This window comes from bacterium, from assembly GCA_023150945.1.
In the GTDB taxonomy this organism is placed as follows: Bacteria; Zhuqueibacterota; Zhuqueibacteria; order Zhuqueibacterales; family Zhuqueibacteraceae; genus Coneutiohabitans.
Genome location: JAKLJX010000001.1, coordinates 750435 through 768295 on the forward strand (window position 1 = coordinate 750435; position 17861 = coordinate 768295).

The following is a 17861-nucleotide window of genomic DNA, read 5'->3' on the forward strand; positions in this document are numbered from 1 at the left end:
AATTGCGCGCAACGCTGTATTGAAAAGGGATTCCTTCTGAATAACCTCAAATGAGGAACCGCATTTCAATTTGTCAATGCTCAGCCCAACAAAATCGCTGCTGCCGGCACGAATTGTATTTGCCATCGCTGCGGCATTTTTGCTGTTCACCACCAGCGCGGCGCAGCAAATCGCCATCAATCGCATCGAGATGATGCCGAATCTGCCGGCGCCCTATGACATGCGCAATTGGAAGCAAGTGGCGCTGGGGTATGACTCGCTGGTCTTCGATTTCGACCTCGCCGGCCAGTATCTGCCGCTCATTTGGTGGCGCACCAACACCGTGAACTATCCCAACCATATCAGCTTTGGATTGCACACGGTGGTCGGCACCACGGCGCCCAACTCCGCTGAGGCCATTAATGCGCTGCCGGCGGTCATCAGCGCCAGTCTGGTGGGAATCGACAAGAGCCAGCAAAATAGCCAGAATTGGGTGTTGCTGTGCGAGGAGTTTTTCAACCGGCGGCCGGAGGAGAATGTCTACCTCAATCATCCGGTGACGCAAAGCGGCGATGATTGGTGGTACGCCACCATGCCCAATGTTTTTTTCTATCAGCTCTACGACCGGTATCCCAACAACGGCGATTTTGCCTTTCAATTCACTTCTGTTGCCAATCAGTGGTTGCAGGCTGTTGAGAAGATGGGTGGCCGCGCCACGCCGTGGAATGTTCCGAACATGAATTATCGCGGCTGGTATCTTGCCACCATGACGCCGCACACGGCCGGCGTGCCCGAACCGGAAGCTGCCGGCGCGATCGCTTGGCTGTTGTATAATGCTTATGTTGAAACCGGCAATTTGAAGTATCGCCACGGCGCCGAATGGGCCATGGAATTCTTGAGCAATTGGAATTCAAATCCCTCTTATGAACTGCAACTGCCCTACGGCGTCTACACCGCTGCGCGCATGAATGCCGAACTCGGAACAACGTACGACATTGCCAAAATGCTCAACTGGTGTTTCGAAATCGGGCCGCTGCGGCAATGGGGCGCCATCGTCGAGAATTGGGGCGGCTACGACTGCCACGGCTTGATCGGTGAAGTGGGCAGTAACGGCTATGCGTTTGCGATGAACACCTTCGAGCACATCGGCGCGCTGGTTCCGCTCGTGCGTTATGATGACCGCTTCGCCCGCGCCCTCGGCAAGTGGGTGCTGAATGCAGCCAATGCGGCGCGGCTGTTTTATCCCAAATATTTGCCCAATCAAAACCAGGACAGCGAAGAATGGTCGCAGCAATACGATCCCAACTCCTATATCGCACATGAAGCCTTGCGCGAATCTGCATTTGGCGCCAGCCCGTACGCCACCGGCGATGCCATCAGCGGCGGATGGGGAAGGACGAATCTGGCGTTGTATGGGTCATCGCATGTGGGCATCCTGGGCGGCATCATCGCCACGACCAATATCGAAAAGATTTTGCAACTGAATGTTTTGGAAACCGACCATTTTCATGGCAACGCGTATCCCACGTTTCTCTATTTCAATCCCTATGAGGCAGAGAAATCCGTTGAGATTGAAGTTGGCAGCGGTCAACATGATCTTTATGATGCTGTCAGTAACAGTTTTCTGCAAACTGGCGTGAGCGGAAAAGCCGCGATTTCAATTCCTGCCAATGCCGCAGTCTTGGTCGCAATTACCCCGGCCGGTGGCGAAGTGACCTACGATCTCGACAAAATGTTCGTCGATGGTGTCGTTGTCGATTATCGCTCCGGCCACGCTGTATCAAATTATCCGCCGCGCATCAAAGGCCTGGCCGCGAAAAAGTCGCAGCTACTCCTCGGCGAAAGTACGACGATCTATTGCACGGCGACTGATCGAAACGCGGAAGAATTATCCTACACGTGGCAAGCAACCGGCGGAACGATCACCGGCACGGGCGCACAGATTGACTGGACGGCGCCGGCTTCGCAGGGAAATTACACCGTTCAGTGTTTCGTGCATGATGGCCACGGCGGCCGCGACTCGGCGATAGTGCAACTCGAAGTCCTGGCCGCAATCAATCACGCCCCGAGCATTGCTGCGTTGACCGCCCGTCCCGGCAAGATCGATTTGGGCGCAACGACAGAATTGACCTGCACCGCGAATGATCCCGATGGCGATACCTTATCCTATTCCTGGCTGGTGGCAAGCGGCACGTTGACTGGCAGCGATTCGATTGTCACTTGGACAGCGCCGATAAGCGAAGGTGATTATTTCATTGTCTGCAAGATCGAAGATAGCCGCGGTGGTCAGGCGGTTGATAGCATCGGCGTGCGTGTTCGTGATTTCTCGAAAACTCAGACTGGTGATCTCGTTGCCTTCTATCCATTCAACGGCAATGCCAATGATGCAAGCGGCAACGGCAACAATGGCACGGTTGCCGGCGCGCTGCTTGTCGCTGATCGTTTTGGCCAAGCTAATCGTGCGTACGCTTTTGACGGCGTGGATGACTATGTTCGAATTCCAAATCAGCCCGTTCTCAATTTCCAGCAAGCCCTTACCATCAGCTTTTGGATGAAGATCGGGCAATTTTATGATCGCGAGGCTTATCCCATCTCACATGGCAATTGGGAAAACCGCTGGAAGGTTTCGATCACGAACGGCGGCGGCCGCTGGACGGTGAAAACCAATCATTCCGTCAATGCCGGTATCAAAGATTTGGATTCGAAAACCAAATTTGTTGTGGACAAGTGGTACAACCTCACCGCTCTCTACAGCGGCTCCGATTTCGAGATCTACGTGAACGGCGAGCTGGATGCTTTCTCTTCCTGGTCCGGCGCCCTCCTGCAAACCACGATTGATTTGATGATCGGGCAAGTTCTGCCCAACAATCGGAATTATAATTTCAAAGGTGTGATTGACGACGTTCGCATTTACAACTACGCGCTCTCCGTCGCGGAGATCGAAAATTTGTATGATCTAGGCACTGCTGTTGATAGCCGGCAACAGAATGCAGTGCCTTTCGAAAATGCTTTGCGGCAAAATTACCCCAATCCGTTTAACGCGCAAACGACGATTCGTTATCAACTCCGCCACGCCGGACATGTCACCATCAAAATCTATGATTTACTTGGGCACGAAGTGCGGTTGCTCGCTGATCAGCAAAAACCGGCAGGCGATTATTCGGTGCAGTGGGATGGAAAAAATGGTCACGGCCGGTATGTCACTTCCGGCATCTACGTGTATGAGATGAAGGCAGGAGAGTTCGTTGAGAGACGCAAGCTAATAATGTTGAAATAATCATTGCTGTCATTCTGGAAGAATCCTTTTTCGCACAAGTACCATACTTGATATTGAAAAAGATTCCTGGGCAACAACGTTGAGGTTTACCGGTCATTTCTTTCTGACGGAATTTCTGCAAATGCAGTCGCTGACACGATTGAAAAGAATCAACCGAAAAATATTTGTCCACTACCTTTGGTTCGTGAGTGTTTTAGGACTTCTCGCTACCCTCTTTGCGAGCGGCTGCCGCAGCGAGAAAGTTTACAGCCGCCCGGAGTTGCTCTATTGGTCCGCCAACAATCCCTATGAGCAAGAAGTGGCGCGCGCGGTGGTGAAAGAGTGGAACGAAAAACATCCCGCGATGCGTGTCCATCATCAACCGATTCCGGAGGGCCAGTCCAGTGAGGAAGTGATTCTCGCGGCCATCGCCGGTCGCACCACGCCCGACATTTATTCCAACACCTGGCCCGGTGACGTTGAATTTTATGTGCGCGCCAAAGCGCTCATCAATCTCGACCAATTTGCAGATTGCGACAGTGTGCTCAACTCGCGTTGCGCTGCCGACGTTGTGGCGCAATCCCGTTCGCGCGACGGCAAGCTCTATCAGATGCCATGGAAGACGAATCCCATCATGATGATGTACAACGTCAAGCTGCTCCGGCAAGCGGGGTTTGATAAAGCGCCGGCGACTTACTCGGAGTTTCTTGCGGCTGCGGCAAAGTTGAGAAAAGAGTTGTCCTGCTGGATGGGCATCATTGACATACGCGTTCTATGGTGGCAACGCTTCTTTGATTTTTATCCATTGTATCTTGCCGCCAGCGGCGGGAACACGTTGATATCCGGCGACAGCGTATTGTTTGAGAATGCCAGCGCCGTCGCGACCATGAATTTTCTGCAAACCGTTTATCGCGAGAATTATTTTCCCAAGCAAAAAATGACCGCCACCGGTGATTTTTTTCTTTTGGGGAAAGCTGCGACGCGCTTCACCGGCCCGTGGGAAATTGCCCATGCCGAGAAATTCAAACCCGAAGGATTCGAATACAACTTCGCGCCGATGCCGGTGCCGGACGGTCACCTTGGGCCGGTTTACACGTACGGCGATTTGAAAAACATCGTCATCTTTTCAACCTGCCGGCAACCGCAAGCCGCTTGGGAATTTGTCAAATTCATGGTTTCGCGCCGCAACGATTTGCGCCTACTGAAAGCCGCGAGCCAATTGCCGCTGCGCAAGAACATGCTGGGCGATTCGCTTTTCGCCGATTATTTCGCCAAGAATCCGCGCATGGTTGCCTTCGCGCAGCAAGCCGAGTATGTGCGCGGCATCGATCAATCGCCGGTGATGAAAGAAGTCTTCGATGCGATCTCACAGGAATACGAGGCCGCCGTGGTGTATGCCGCTAAATCGCCGGAAGCGGCCGTGCGGGATGCGGCAAAGCGCGTGAGGTTGATTTTGGAATGAGGTTCGTAGTCGCCCCTCAGGGGCAAAACGTTTTGTTGGTTGAACAATTTCCAACTTTTTCAAGATTGACGCCTAAAGGCACAACTACAAACATAAAATATGCGCCGTCGCAATCACACAGGCTATTTGTTTGTCACCCCCTACGCGCTGCATTTCGCCATTTTCATTGGCTTCCCGCTCGTGTTCTCGCTGGTGCTGCTCTTTCACCGCTGGGACATTGTGTCGCCGATGGTGTGGGTGGGCTTGGATAACTTTGCCAAACTTTTTCACGACAATCTGTTTTGGCAGGCGATGCTGAACACCGGCGTCTTCCTGCTGTTGCACATTCCGCTGCAGCTCGTCGTCGCGTTGTTTCTGGCCATTCAGTTGAATCAGCGCATCAAATTGCGGGGATTTTTCCGCGCCGCGTTCTTTCTGCCGGTGGTCGTGAGCGGCGTGGTCATTGCGATTCTGTGGGATCAGCTTTATGCCAAAGACACCGGTGTGCTCAATGCGTTGCTGACGCAAATCGGTTTGCCGAAAATCGGCTGGCTGACCGAGCCGAAGATGGCCATGCCGTCGATTGCGCTCATGGCCACGTGGAAAAACGTCGGGTTGTATATCGTGCTCTTTCTGGTCGGCCTGCAAAGCGTACCGCCGCAGATGTACGAAGCCGCCAGCATCGATGGCGCCGGCGCCTGGCAAAAATTCCGGCGCGTCACGCTGCCGATGCTGAATCCCACGATCTTCATGGTCGTTATTCTCTCCACCATTGGCGGCTTTTCACTTTTCATCGAGCCGTATGTCATGACCGGCGGCGGCCCGATGAATCGCACGCTTTCGGCGATGCTTTACATTTACAAGCAGGGATTTTTCTTCTATCACATGGGTTATGCCGCCACCTTGGGATTCGCGTTCGCGGTGATTGTGCTGATGGTGGTCCTCGTGCAGCGGCGACTGGTGGAAAGAGAATGAAGTTTTTTAAAAACCGCTAATCTACGCTAATGCACGCCAATTTTTATTCGCGGTGATTCGCGTTAATTCGCGGTTGTTTGATTTTGTGTCTTTGGATTATTGTAAAGTCATGACCAAAGTCTGGCGCTACATTTTTCTATCACTCGCAGCCGTCGTTTTCATCTATCCCTTTTTGTGGATGCTCTCCGCCACGCTGCGGCCGGAAAACGAAATCGGCGCGTTGAATTTGTTGCCGTCGCGCTGGACGCTGGCGAGCTATGCGGCCGTCTTTCAGAAAATTCCGCTGCTGCGCGCCTTTGCCAACAGCCTGCTCGTCTCGCTCTCCGTCGTGGCGAGTGTGCTGTTGTTCGGGTCGATGACCGGCTTCGCGCTCTCACGTTTGCAATTTCGCGGCAAGAACGTAATCTTCATGCTGGTCATTTTCACCATGATTCTGCCGGTGCAGTTGACGCTCATTCCACTTTATATTCTCATGGTGAAGCTCGGCTGGGTGGACACCTATCTTGCGCTCATCGTGCCTTATGGCATCAATGCCCTCGGCGTGTTGATGTTTCGTCAGGCATTCAAAACCATTCCGCAGGATGTGATCGATGCCGCGCGCATCGATGGCGCCAGTGAGTTCGGCATTCTCTTTCGCATCTTCTGGCCACTTTCCGTGCCCACCTTGATCACCGTGGCCATTTTGACGTTCATGGGAATCTGGAACGAAGTGTTGTGGCCGATCTTGACGATCCGCAAAAGTGAGCTAATGGTGATGCCGCAGCTTGTGGCGTTGTTCGTCACCGGCGGCGCTGCCGAGAGCCAGCTCGGCGTGCAGTTGGCAGCCGCAACGCTGCTGGCTTTGCCGATAGTGATTGCGTACGCCTTTTTTCAAAAGTATTTTATTGAAAGCATGGCGGCTACAGGATTGAAAGAATAAGTCTATATGTCTTTGGAAAATTTCTTAAAGCAAAAAAGCCACACGCAAAGGCGCAGAGACGCAAAGAATCCGCAAAGGTTTTCTTTGCGATATCTCTGCGACTTTGCGTCTTTGCGTGAAGCCTTTTTCTTAGTACTGGTCGCCGCACTGTGCGCTTGCACACAAAAGCAAACTATTGAGCTGCGGCTAACGAATCTGACTCATCTAAATCACCTTTATCAAGAAGTGACGATTGGCGGCCAGCCGATGGCCATCATCCACATCTATTCGGAATATCCCGACTACCAATGGGTTGATGACAGTGACGAAGGCATTGCGTGCGTCGATGATGCGGCCCGCGCGGCCGTGGTTTATTTGCGGCATTTTGAAGTCACCGGCGATACGACGAGCTTGTGGCGTGCGCGCAAGCTGATCGATTTTTGCCGCTATATGCAAGCCGAGGACGGCTTGTTTTATAATTTCATTTTTGCCGATCATTCCATCAATCGCGACGGCCACACTAGTTTCAAAAGTCTTGGCTGGTGGGCGGCGCGCGGCGTGTGGGCGCTGGGCGAGGGCTGTCGCGTTTTCCGCGATCGCGATCCGGCTTATGCCAGGCGCTTGCAGCAGCACGTGCAGAAAACTTTTGCGCATCTCGACACGCTGTTGCAACACTATCCGGCCATGGATACCATCAACGGCTTCAACGTGCCGCGCTGGCTGCTGTACAACTCCGCCGGCGACGCCACTTCCGAGCTGGTGCTCGGTTTGGCCGCCTACTATCGCGCCATGAATGATCCGCGGGTCAAAACCTATTTGGAAAAATTCGGTGAGGCGTTTGTGGCCATGCAGCTTGGCGACGAGAATCACTTTCCATTCGGCGCAATGCTTTCATGGCAGGATCTCTGGCACGGTTGGGCCAATGGCCAAACGCAGGCGCTGGCAACGATTGCCGCGCTGGTGCAGCGGGAAGATTTTCTCGCCGTGGCAAAACGTGAAGCCGAATTCTTCTTCCCGTATTTGCAGCAAGAAAACTTCCCGCGTGAAATGCAATTTGCCCGAGACGGCAATCAGATTCATGCGACGAAAACCGAGCGTTATTCCCAAATCGCTTACGCGCTACGCCCGATGATCGTCGGTGCGTTGCGTCTCGCCGAAAGCACGAATGACCCGCATTTCGCCGAATTGGCGGCGGATTTGGCGCAGTGGTTTTTCGGAAAGAATGCAGCGCAGGCGCAAATGTATGACCCCAAAACCGGCCGCGGCTTTGACGGCATTCTCTCGGAAAAAGAAATCAACCGCAACGCCGGCGCCGAATCGACGATCGAAGCATTGTACGCTATTCTCGAACTCGAGGCGAATCCGGTGGCGCGGCAAAAGCTGTATGAAAAAATGGAAAGCATGGAGTGATGGATTGTTGGATCGATGGATCAATGAGACCCAATAATCCAAAAATCCAGGAATCCAACAATCCAACAATTTTTACCATAATCTCATTTACGGACATATTCATTTTGAAGGAGTGAAGGCAGATGTTCAAGTTGCAACGCGTCGGCAACGCTGTCCTCGAACCGATCAAAGAAAACGCCTGGGAATCACAAGCGGTGTTCAATCCCGCCGCGATCCGCGAGGGCGAACATGTGCTGATGATTTATCGCGCCGTCGAAGGCGACAACTATTCGACGCTGGGCTACGCCAAACTCGACCGCAGCGGCAAAATTTTGGAGCGTTGGCCGGAACCGATTCTTCGCCGTGAGGCCTCACACGAGAAACGTGGCATTGAAGACCCGCGCATTGCAGAATTCGACGGTCGTTACTATTTGGTTTATGTCGCGTACGACGGCGTGACGGTGCGCACCTGCCTGGCCTCGACGACCGATTTCAACAGAATTGAGAAGCACGGCATTATTATCCCGGATTTGTGGGACAAGGACGCGATGCTCTTTCCGGAACTGGTCAAGGGCAAATTGATTCTGATGCACCGCCTCGAGCCGAATATTCAACTCGCCTTTTTCAATGATATGGAACATCTGCTGAAGCCGGAAAAAGATTACTGGGAGAAGCATGTAGCGGCGTTGGACAAATACACGGCCATGCGTCCGCAGTTTTGGTGGGAAGCAAAAAAGATCGGCGGTGGCGCTCCGCCGATTCCAACAAAAGAGGGATGGCTGGTCATCTATCACGGCGTCGATGACAAACTGGTTTATCGCGCCGGCGCGGCGTTGTTGGATCATGAGAATCCGTTGCGCGTCATCGCGCGCTTCCCCGATCCCATTCTCGAGCCGGAACGCCACTTCGAAAAAGTCGGCGACGTGCCCAACGTGGTTTTCCCGACTGGCACCGCGCTGTTTGATGACGAGTTGCTGATTTATTACGGCGGCGCGGACAAAGCGATCGGCATGGCCAAAGCCAGTTTCGAAGAGTTGTTGCATGAACTCAAACGCTTCAAAGTGTGATTGGATATGAACTCAATCGATCTGAACGGTGTTTGGGAATTTCAACCCGATTGGCATTCGCCGCGAATCAGCCAATTGCCGGGTGGACTTTTACAAAAGGACGAGTGGTTGCCGGCGAGCGTGCCGGGTACGCTGCACACGGATTTGCTGGCCGCTGAAAAAATTCCTGATCCGTTCTATCGCGACAACGAATGGCAGGTACAATGGGTGGCGGAAATCGGCTGGCGTTATCGGCGCACTTTTCACGTGCCGGCAGACTTTCTATCGCGCACCGCCATTCAGTTTGCGGCAGATGGACTAGATACGTTCGCGGCCATTTTCATCAACGGCCGGCAGGCGGCCGAAACGGCGAACATGTTTGTTCCGCACCGGTTTGAAGTGAAACCGTTGCTGCGGCCTGGTGAAAATGAAATCGAAATTCGTTTTGATTCGCCCATGCAGCGGGCGCAAGAGTTGGAAGCGCGTTACGGCAAGTTGCCGGTGGCGCTGGAGAGTTATCGGGTTTATGCCCGCAAAGCGCAGTACTCTTTCAGTTGGGATTGGGGCCCGAAGCTGGCAACCAGCGGCATCTGGCGATCGATTCGACTCGAAGGCCACCAACACTTGCGCATTCAAAATCTCTTCGCAGAGGTTCACCTCGATCACGATTTGCAGCGCGCTCGCGTGCTGGCAAAGATCGCAGTTGAAAAATTCACTGCAAGCCCTGTGGAATTTGTCGTGGAAATTTCCGGTCCGAATTTTCGCGTGAGCAAGCAGGCGAGCACTTCTGAAACAAATCTTGTGGAGGAGTTTTCAATTGACCAACCGCATTTATGGTGGCCAACCGGCTATGGCGAGCAGCTTTTGTATGAATTGAAAGTGCGCGCTCGCGTCGATGGTGAAACCGAAGACGAGCAGACAACTCGCTTTGGCATCCGCCGGCTCGAGCTGGTGCGCGAGCCGGATGCCGGCGGCGAATCTTTTCTGTTTCGTCTCAATAACGTGCCCATCTTTTGCAAAGGCGCCGATTGGATTCCGGCGGATTCATTCATCCCGCGTATTGCAAACGAAAAGTACCGCGCCTTGTTGAGCATGGCCCGCGAGGCCAACATGAACATGCTGCGCATTTGGGGCGGCGGCATTTACGAGCAGAAGATCTTTTATGATCTCTGTGACGAGCTGGGCATTTTGGTGTGGCAGGATTTTATGTTTGCCTGCGGTGGTTATCCGGACTATCCGGAATTTACCGATAATGTGCGGCGCGAAATCGCGACGGTTGTCAAGCAACTGCGCAACCATCCCTGCGTCGTCTTGTGGTGTGGCAATAACGAGAACGAGTGGATTTGGAAAATGGAAACACGGCGCTCGTATCGTGAGATGCCGGGTGTTTCCCTGTTCGAAAAGATCATTCCGGAGATTTGCGCCGAGCATGATCCAACGCGGCCCTATTGGCAAAGCTCGCCTTTCGGCGGTAATGATCCCAATTCGGAATCGGAAGGTGATCGTCACCAATGGAACATCTGGAGCAACTGGGTTGATCCGGCAGCGGTGGCCAAAGATCGCGGCCGTTTTCTTTCGGAGTTTGGTTTTCAAGCGCCGGCGACATTGTCAACGTGGGAAAAATTTCTCACGCCCGAAGATCTGCAGCCGCAAAGCGCGGTGTTCGAGCATCACAACAAGCAGGTGGAGGGTTCGGAACGGCTCTTTCGTTTCCTGGCCGGTTTTGTGAGCATGCCGCATGATTTTGAAGATTTCGTTTTCAAAACGCAAGTTGTGCAGGCGGAAGCGCTGAAGACGATGGTGGAACATTGGCGCCGCGAGAAATTTCACACGGCCGGTGCGCTGTTCTGGCAATTGAATGACTGCTGGCCGGTGTCAAGCTGGGCGGTGATTGATAGCGAATTGCAGCCCAAAGCCGCGTATTGGTATGCGCGCCGCTTCTTCGCGCCGTTATTGGTGAGTTTCAAACCTGCCGGCAAGTTCATCGAAGTCTGGGCGACCAATGACGCGCTCGTCACCATCGCGGCTGAGTTCGAGTTCGAGGTTCTCAGTTTTGCGGGAGAAGTGAGTTGGGCGCGTCACGAGCGCGTGCTGATTCCGGCGAATCTTTCACTGCGGCTGGCGGCTCCGGCTTTCGCCGAACTTTTGCAGATCGATCCGCGCCGGCAATACCTGCGCGCGCGGCTGCGGCAGAATGGACACGTGGTTGCGGAGAATCGCCATTTCTTTTGCCGCTACAAACATCTGCAACTGCCACCGCCGCATCTCGCTTGGCAGCTCAAGAAAACGGATGAACAAAATTGGGAGGTGCAAGTCAAATCCGATTGTTTCGTCAAGGCGCTCGCGCTGCCCGAACCGCCTGCAGGCGCGACGTTGACGGAAAATTACTTCGATCTGGATGCCGACTGCGAAATGGTGATAGCGTTGAAAGACTTGCCGGCAACACAAATGCTCGCAGCGGACAGCTTGGGATGGAGGTGGCTCAGTTAGCAAAGCCCGCATCGGAAGAAAGCGCCGGGGTTGGGCGGGTGGATTTCTATCTTGGTGGAAACGTAACTTGCTCTTTATGCCTCATGCAGACCTTGCAAGCCATCATTGTTGATGACGAGTGGCTGGTGCGCTCGGAGCTGAAAATGATGCTGGCCAGCCATCCGGAGATTGTCGTGATCGGCGAGGCCGGCAGCGTCGCCCAAGCCATTCCTTTGATACAGAAAAACTCGCCGGACGTGATCTTTCTGGATATTCAGTTGCCGGGAGCCTCGGGTTTCGATTTGCTCGATCAAGTCGAAACGGGGGCGCGCATCATTTTTATCACCGCCTACGACAAATACGCGCTGCGCGCCTTCGAAGTGAATGCGCTCGACTATTTGCTCAAACCGATCAGCACAGAGCGCTTGGCGAAAGCCATCAAGCGACTGGGCTCGAATGAGCCGCCCACGCCGCAGCCGGGCAAGAGAGTCGCGTATGACGACGTGATCTACGTGATTGTCAACGGCGCGCTGAAGTTCATCAAACTGTCGTTGCTGAAGTGCCTCACCGCCGAGGGCAATTATTCCTACCTCTACTATGCCGACAAGCCGCGCGCGCTGGTTTCAAAGACGCTGCAGGAGTGGGAAGACCTGCTGCCGGAAAAGCACTTCGTGCGGATTCACCGCTCCGCCATCGTGAATTTTGACTATGTGGAGCAGGTGAAGAAATGCAAAAACTACACGCAAGAGGTTTTCATCCACGGCCTGGCAACGCCGTTCATCATGAGCCGGCGTTATGCTTCCAAGCTGAAGCATCTGCTGCCGTTTTAGTCTGCGCGCGGCAATGCGCCTGCCCCTCATGGGTTCGCCTTCAACCCTGAAACCTGCCTGACCCGTTTCCAAACAACGTACAGAAAAATGGCGGCAGCCGCAACTTGCGGAATGCCCGCCAGAGCCATCAGCGCGCCCATGAAGTGATTGCCGGTGTGGGCAAACAGCAAATCTGCAACCAGCCGCACGGGCAGTCCGATATTCAATCCCAAATAACAAATGCGCGCCAGCGCCGGCGGATAACGGCCGCCGCCCGCGGGAAATTCCTCTTTGTTGAGCGGGAACATCCACAAGCCGACGCCGATCACGATATTCACCAACCAACCGACCAGTCCGGCGTGCAAATGCGCGATGACCCAGGGCCGCGGCACCGGGCCAGCGAGCCAATTGTGATACAGGAAAATCGCGCCGAGCAAAAAGGTGAGCACGAGGTAGACGGCACTGGTGCGAATGAACCAGCGAACAATCTGGGGCATCGCCTATCTCCACCCCAACTGCGCGCGGGCGCGGTCCGTCATCATGGCGGGATTCCACGGCGGATCCCACACCACTTCGACCGTGGCACCGGCAACGCCCGGCATGGCGGCGACGGCCCTCTGCGCCCAGGTACTCATCGCGTCGTGCATCGGACAGCCGGGCGTCGTCAACGTCATTTTGACGTGGACCTGATTCTCCGCGTTCGTGTCGATGCTGTAGATCAGCCCGAGGTCAACAATATTCAATCCGATTTCAGGATCGATTACCTCACGGAGTTTGGCGAGAATGTCTTGTTCGGTGAGCATGGTTTTGACTTCCTCTCATCGCCTGAAAATCGTGACCATATTCCACGCAAAGATCGCCGCGCTGGCAGCGATGACAAGCGCGCCGCTGCGGAACACAAGGGTGTTTGCCAATGGCAAGGCGACAGCAGCGATGAAGAACCCGGCCAACATCAATCCCAATTCGATTTTCGCTAGCCGTTCATCAAACATGTCTTTCAGCATCGGCACTTTGGCCTGGCCCACCTTGTCGCTGTACTTGTTGAACCAAACCAGAAATGGCAGAATCTTGTACATTTGCCCGACGATGATGAATCCGGCGAAGCCAACGAAGGCCAGCCAGCCATAGAGCAGAAGGAAGCCTTCGCGCACTGCCGGTGGCCAGCGGGCCGGCAGGAAGAATTGCGCCACACCGAGCGCGGTTGTCAATCCCAAAAAGATGAATGACAGCACGGTGTGAACGGTGCTGACGTCTGTCTGCTTGCGCAGGCGCCGGCGAAACACCAGCCCCATTTGCGCCAGGAACGCCGCAATGCCGGCAGCGAGCAGCAGCGCATAGAAGACATCCAAACGGATGGCACTGGCCGCGTGGCCGGCAAACAGGTTGCAGCTCCAGGCCGTCATCAACCCGATGGTCGCGACGCTGACGAGGCCAAACGCCCACTTGCCGGCCGTCATGGAATAGCCGTGGGCGAGCGTGAACATGGGAATGAGTTTGTACGCCACCCCCATCACGACCAGCAGCACCCACCCGAGAAATGCCAAATGCGCGTGCGCGCGCAGATAGTGTAAATGATCGCCGGGCAAATAAGGTCGCCACAAATTGTAAGCGAGCGCAACGCCCAGCGCCGCTGCCAAAATAATCGCCACCAACGCGGCCAGAATGTGAATGCCGGTGAGGTTCCACTTTTCGACTTGGGCCAGCGTCGCCAGCAGATTGGCGGTAAAAAGCACGAACGCGGCCAGCGTCAAAAGTCCCGAGCCCCACAAGCCGGGTCCGGTTCGATAAAGCCACATATGAACGATCATGCCAAACGCGCCGGGCAGAAAAAGCCAGAAGGTGACGTGCGCCAGCCGCGCGCTCCACAATTTGGTCTCCAACACCACCGGCACGAGTTGATAGAGCGCGCCCATCATGACCATGCTGATCCATCCCAGCGCCGCGAGATGCGTCAAGCCGAGCAGATGCGGTTGGAAGTAATGGCCCTGCATCCACGGCGCCACGAAGACCAACGCGAGGGCCAGCAAGAAGTACGCAGCGATGCTGACGATGAAATGATTCCGCACCAGTGCAAAGGGCGGGGCATACGAGGTGGTGAGTCCGGGGCCGAGCATGGCTGTTCTTTTCAACAAGTGCGCTTGATTGTCATGATTGCTAGGGCGAGGTGGTTACAGTTTCATACCTTGCTGATCTGCACTCTCCACACGTCCGGTCCCTGCTCCAAATAGTCCCATGTGAATCGGCCCGCTTGCTCAAACATGAACTGATAATAGAGCGGCTTGGGATCGTGATCGTTCACCAGGACAAAAGCCTCGCTGGGCGCGAGCGCTTCAAACGTCTGAAAGATGAGCGGATGGCGTTTGGCCGGCGGCAGCTCGCGGACATCCAAAGCTTGCGTGTCAGGAATCGGGTTCATCATGATTTCTCCGTCTTTCCAGATTTGAACGTGAAAATCGGTCTCCGCTATTTTCTCGACTTGCCACTTGTATCCCCGCGCCTGCAATTTCTCATACAAAAACAAAGGCTCACGATGATGGTGCACGAACAGCAGCGTCTTTTCATCAACTCGGGGAATGATTTCGAGGATTTTCATCATCGGCTCGGGCGGCGACAGCGCACGCACATCAAGCGCAATGGTCTTTTCCCGGGAAGGAACGTCGGACTTTGCGCCAATTCTTTCCTCCCCTTTGCCGGTTTCCCCTTGCTCCGCTGACGGGCGGCGATAGAAGTGCACGTGAAACGCGCCCTCCAGAAACTCGGTGAAATGATCAAAGCCGCGCTTGCCGAGCACGCTGTAAAGCGGAATCGGTTCAAAGCTGTTGATCAAACGCAGGTATTGATTCGGCGCCAATTGTTCGACACGCTGCAAAATCGTCTTCAGCGGATCCGTGCCGCTCTGCAGAAGGGGGCGAACGTCCAAATCAACCGGCTGCCGTTCGTCCAAAACCTGCGGACGCCCGGCGTTGCGCTGAGCCGGTGCGGCAGCGGATGACGTTTCTGGTATTGGCATATTGGCGCCGATTTTCTGGTTGAGCTTTTGCAGCAATTCGGACAGGTTCACGCCCGCGATTTTCGCGGCCTGCTCGATGGTCACGCGCGGCGCCAGGGCTTTGCGCAAGAGGGGGTTTTGCAGCTTGCTGAAATGCGCGCTGGTTTCCAGCAGCACCGCGAGCGTCTGCGGATGCTCTTTGAGCATTTTTCCGACTTTGGTATCGCGGGAGATCATGGTTTTTTTCTTTCTGCGCTGCGTTGCTGGCTCAGATATTCGGCGATGATTCGAATCTGCTCATCGGGCAGATAAAAGAACGGCGGCATGCGCGTGTTGCTTTTGATGGCATTGGGATTCTTGATCCAGCGCGCCATCCAGTCCACCTCACGTCTTGTACCGACGTCATCAAGGGCAGGCCCGACCGTGCTGCCCATGCCATGCAGCTTGTGACAGGAAAAGCAGCCGTATTTCTTCATCAGCGCGTGGCCTGCGCTGCCGTCATCCTGGACGGCTGCGCTGGTGGCGTTGTAAAACGCGAGATTGATCGTTACCGTCGTCAGCAACAAGCCGAAGAATCCAGCCAGGAACAGGAAGAAAACCTTTTTGCTCGGTGGGGTCATGGTTGAAATTCTGATTCAATTCCAAAGCCTCTGCAGCAAGACGGCACCGCCAGGAACCGCAATACCGTTTCTTCAACTCGAGATCGCAAAGCTTTACTGGTCTTGCCTCAAAGCACAAAACGCTTGGGCATCACCCCGGTTTGCGCTTCAACTTCCTCCAGGACATTCTGCGCGACGTTTACCAAGCGTCTGGCCACTTCAAGCTGGGGCTGCGCGAGCACCACGGGCGCGCCGGTATCGCCGCCGACGCGGAGGGCCGTGGTAATTGGGAGGTCGCCGAGAAAACGCACGCCCTCGCGTTGCGCGGCTTCCCGCGCGCCGCCGTAGCCGAAAATGTCGTGCTCCCTGCCGCATTCCGGACAGAGAAAGCGGCTCATGTTTTCGATCACGCCCAGCACCGGCACGTTGACCTTCTGAAACATGCGCAGGCCTTTCATGGCATCGCTCAGCGCCACCGGTTGCGGCGTGGAAACGATGATCGCGCCGGTGAGCACGAGTTTCTGCGAGATGGTGAGTTGCGCATCGCCGGTGCCGGGCGGCAGGTCGATGATGAGAAAATCCAACTCGCCCCAGGCCACGTCGCGCAGCATTTGCTCGAGGGCACGGCCCACCAGCGGCCCGCGCCAAATCACCGCGGTGTCGCCCGGCGCCAAAAATCCCAGCGACATGACTTTGACGCCGTCGCGCTCGAGCGGAACGATTTTGCGATTGGCGGAACGCGGTTGCTGACCTTCCAATCCAAGCATCATCGGCAAATTGGGACCATAAATGTCTGCATCCAACAAGCCGACTTTTTTGCCCAGCGTTTTCAGAGCGAAAGCGAGATTGACGGCAACGGTGGATTTGCCGACGCCGCCTTTGCCGCTGGCCACGGCGATCTTGTATTGCACGCCGGCCAGCGAGTTGTCGGTGGCGGCTTGCCGGGCCGCTTGTTTCTCGGCCTGAGCTTGGGCGGCCGTCTTCTCGTTGATTTGCAGATTGAGCTTGGTAATTCCCAGCTCGCGTAACGCCTGTTCGACCGAGGGGCGCAATCTCTCACCGGCTTTGCCCTCGGTGGTGACCAGTTCCAACTTGAGCGTGGCCATATCGCCGCAGGCCGCCACTTCCTGCACCAGCCCGAAGCTCACGATGTCGCGGCTGTAGCCGGGATAAGGCACCGACCGCAGTTTCTGCAATACCTCTTCTTTGGTTGCCATGCTGCACCATCCGCTTGCAATACGCTGTACGAAAAATACCGCTCATTGCGGCGCTTCATCAATGCACCTCTTCGTGACCGCCGGAATGGTTCGTTTCATGAGTATGCCCGGCCGGCGATCGCTGTGCGGCTGCGTAGAGGCCTTCGACATAGTGAATGAAGGTCACGTAGGCTTGCACATACTCGCGTCCGGCTTTCACATCATCTTGGTTGAAATTCTTTTTGGCCCTGGCTGCGGTGAAAGTGCCATGCAAACCGTTGTGCATCGTGTCGCTGAGCAATTTGAGCAGCGGCTCTGCGGAGCCGGTTTCCAGCGCCTTGTCGCCCGCGGGAATGGCGGGGCCGAGATCGAGCCCGGCGGGCTTCAAACCCGTGTAGGGCGCGCCTTCGCCGGCGCGATGAATGCGCACCAGAGTTTCGAAGAAATATCTGTCCGCAAGCTGTTTCGCTTCCGCGCCCAGTTGCCGGACTTTCAAAGTTTGCTCAAAGGCGCTTTTGATTTCCGCTTCGTCGTTTTGCTGCACCCAAATCAGCACGAGATTGACGTTGCCGGTTGCCAGCGCTTTTTGCGCAGCCTTGATCACCGGACCGTCCAGCGCATCGCAATGCGCATAGGAATTGCCGGCGCCGAGAAATAACATTGTGAACAAGGCGATCGCTGTCGCCAGGGGCTTGAGAGAATTCTTGCTTGGCATGAGGGTTGCTCCTTGTACGTTATCTATTCAAACACGAATTCACGGTGACTTTGGTTCGTTCGCTTCGCCGCAGCCAATCTGTAGCGCAGTCATTTTGCCT

The 17861-nt window shown here is 55.0% G+C and carries 15 protein-coding genes and 1 pseudogene; 8 read left to right on the top strand and 8 right to left on the bottom strand.

All coding sequences use genetic code 11. The features are described from left to right. The first annotated feature begins 76 nt into the window (after positions 1–76). From L6R21_02800 to L6R21_02835, 8 genes are all read left to right on the top strand, one after another. On the top strand, positions 77–3256 hold the full coding sequence (locus tag L6R21_02800) for a T9SS type A sorting domain-containing protein (protein ID MCK6558104.1): 3180 nt from the start codon (positions 77–79) through the stop codon (positions 3254–3256). A 121-nt stretch (positions 3257–3377) separates the two neighbouring features. After that, positions 3378–4697, top strand: coding sequence for an extracellular solute-binding protein (locus L6R21_02805; protein ID MCK6558105.1), 1320 nt, complete (start codon positions 3378–3380; stop codon positions 4695–4697). A 99-nt stretch (positions 4698–4796) separates the two neighbouring features. Continuing rightward, positions 4797–5651, top strand: a complete 855-nt coding sequence (locus L6R21_02810) for a sugar ABC transporter permease (protein ID MCK6558106.1) — start codon at positions 4797–4799, stop codon at positions 5649–5651. A gap of 109 nt (positions 5652–5760) precedes the next feature. Further along, a complete protein-coding gene (locus tag L6R21_02815; protein MCK6558107.1) occupies positions 5761–6570 on the top strand; it encodes a carbohydrate ABC transporter permease in 810 nt (269 codons plus the stop codon). Between the two features lie 246 nt (positions 6571–6816). Further along, positions 6817–7959, top strand: a complete 1143-nt coding sequence (locus tag L6R21_02820) for a glycoside hydrolase family 9 protein (GenBank protein MCK6558108.1) — start codon at positions 6817–6819, stop codon at positions 7957–7959. Between the two features lie 122 nt (positions 7960–8081). Continuing rightward, the gene (locus L6R21_02825) at positions 8082–9005 is read left to right on the top strand and encodes a glycosidase (GenBank protein ID MCK6558109.1); all 924 of its coding nucleotides are present in this window, start codon (positions 8082–8084) and stop codon (positions 9003–9005) included. Positions 9006–9011: 6 nt separating this feature from the next. Then, positions 9012–11474, top strand: coding sequence for a glycoside hydrolase family 2 protein (locus tag L6R21_02830; GenBank protein ID MCK6558110.1), 2463 nt, complete (start codon positions 9012–9014; stop codon positions 11472–11474). Positions 11475–11566: 92 nt separating this feature from the next. After that, on the top strand, positions 11567–12283 hold the full coding sequence (locus tag L6R21_02835) for a LytTR family DNA-binding domain-containing protein (GenBank protein MCK6558111.1): 717 nt from the start codon (positions 11567–11569) through the stop codon (positions 12281–12283). A gap of 26 nt (positions 12284–12309) precedes the next feature. On the opposite strand, the gene L6R21_02840 is transcribed toward L6R21_02835, so the two are convergent. The 8 genes and pseudogenes from L6R21_02840 to L6R21_02875 all read right to left on the bottom strand — a co-directional run bounded on the left by L6R21_02840 (position 12310) and on the right by L6R21_02875 (position 17761). After that, entirely contained in the window at positions 12310–12759 is a 450-nt protein-coding gene (locus L6R21_02840; protein ID MCK6558112.1) for a hypothetical protein, read from the bottom strand. 3 nt (positions 12760–12762) lie between these two features. After that, a complete protein-coding gene (locus tag L6R21_02845) occupies positions 12763–13065 on the bottom strand; it encodes an iron-sulfur cluster assembly protein (GenBank protein ID MCK6558113.1) in 303 nt (100 codons plus the stop codon). Between the two features lie 15 nt (positions 13066–13080). Further along, the gene (locus L6R21_02850; protein ID MCK6558114.1) at positions 13081–14394 is read right to left on the bottom strand and encodes a hypothetical protein; all 1314 of its coding nucleotides are present in this window, start codon (positions 14392–14394) and stop codon (positions 13081–13083) included. 44 nt (positions 14395–14438) lie between these two features. Then, positions 14439–14678: a DUF2249 domain-containing protein gene (locus tag L6R21_02855; protein ID MCK6558115.1), complete on the bottom strand. Its 240-nt coding sequence runs from the start codon at positions 14676–14678 to the stop codon at positions 14439–14441. A gap of 75 nt (positions 14679–14753) precedes the next feature. Next, positions 14754–15458, bottom strand: a pseudogene (locus L6R21_02860) (DUF2249 domain-containing protein). Between the two features lie 26 nt (positions 15459–15484). Further along, positions 15485–15871 carry a cytochrome c gene (locus L6R21_02865; GenBank protein MCK6558116.1) on the bottom strand — a complete coding sequence of 129 codons (387 nt, stop codon included), beginning with the start codon at positions 15869–15871 and terminating at the stop codon, positions 15485–15487. Positions 15872–15978: 107 nt separating this feature from the next. Then, entirely contained in the window at positions 15979–17067 is a 1089-nt protein-coding gene (locus L6R21_02870; GenBank protein MCK6558117.1) for an Mrp/NBP35 family ATP-binding protein, read from the bottom strand. Between the two features lie 58 nt (positions 17068–17125). After that, positions 17126–17761 (bottom strand): DUF6448 family protein, encoded by a 636-nt coding sequence (locus L6R21_02875; protein MCK6558118.1) that lies wholly within the window; start codon positions 17759–17761, stop codon positions 17126–17128. Positions 17762–17861: the final 100 nt, after the last annotated feature.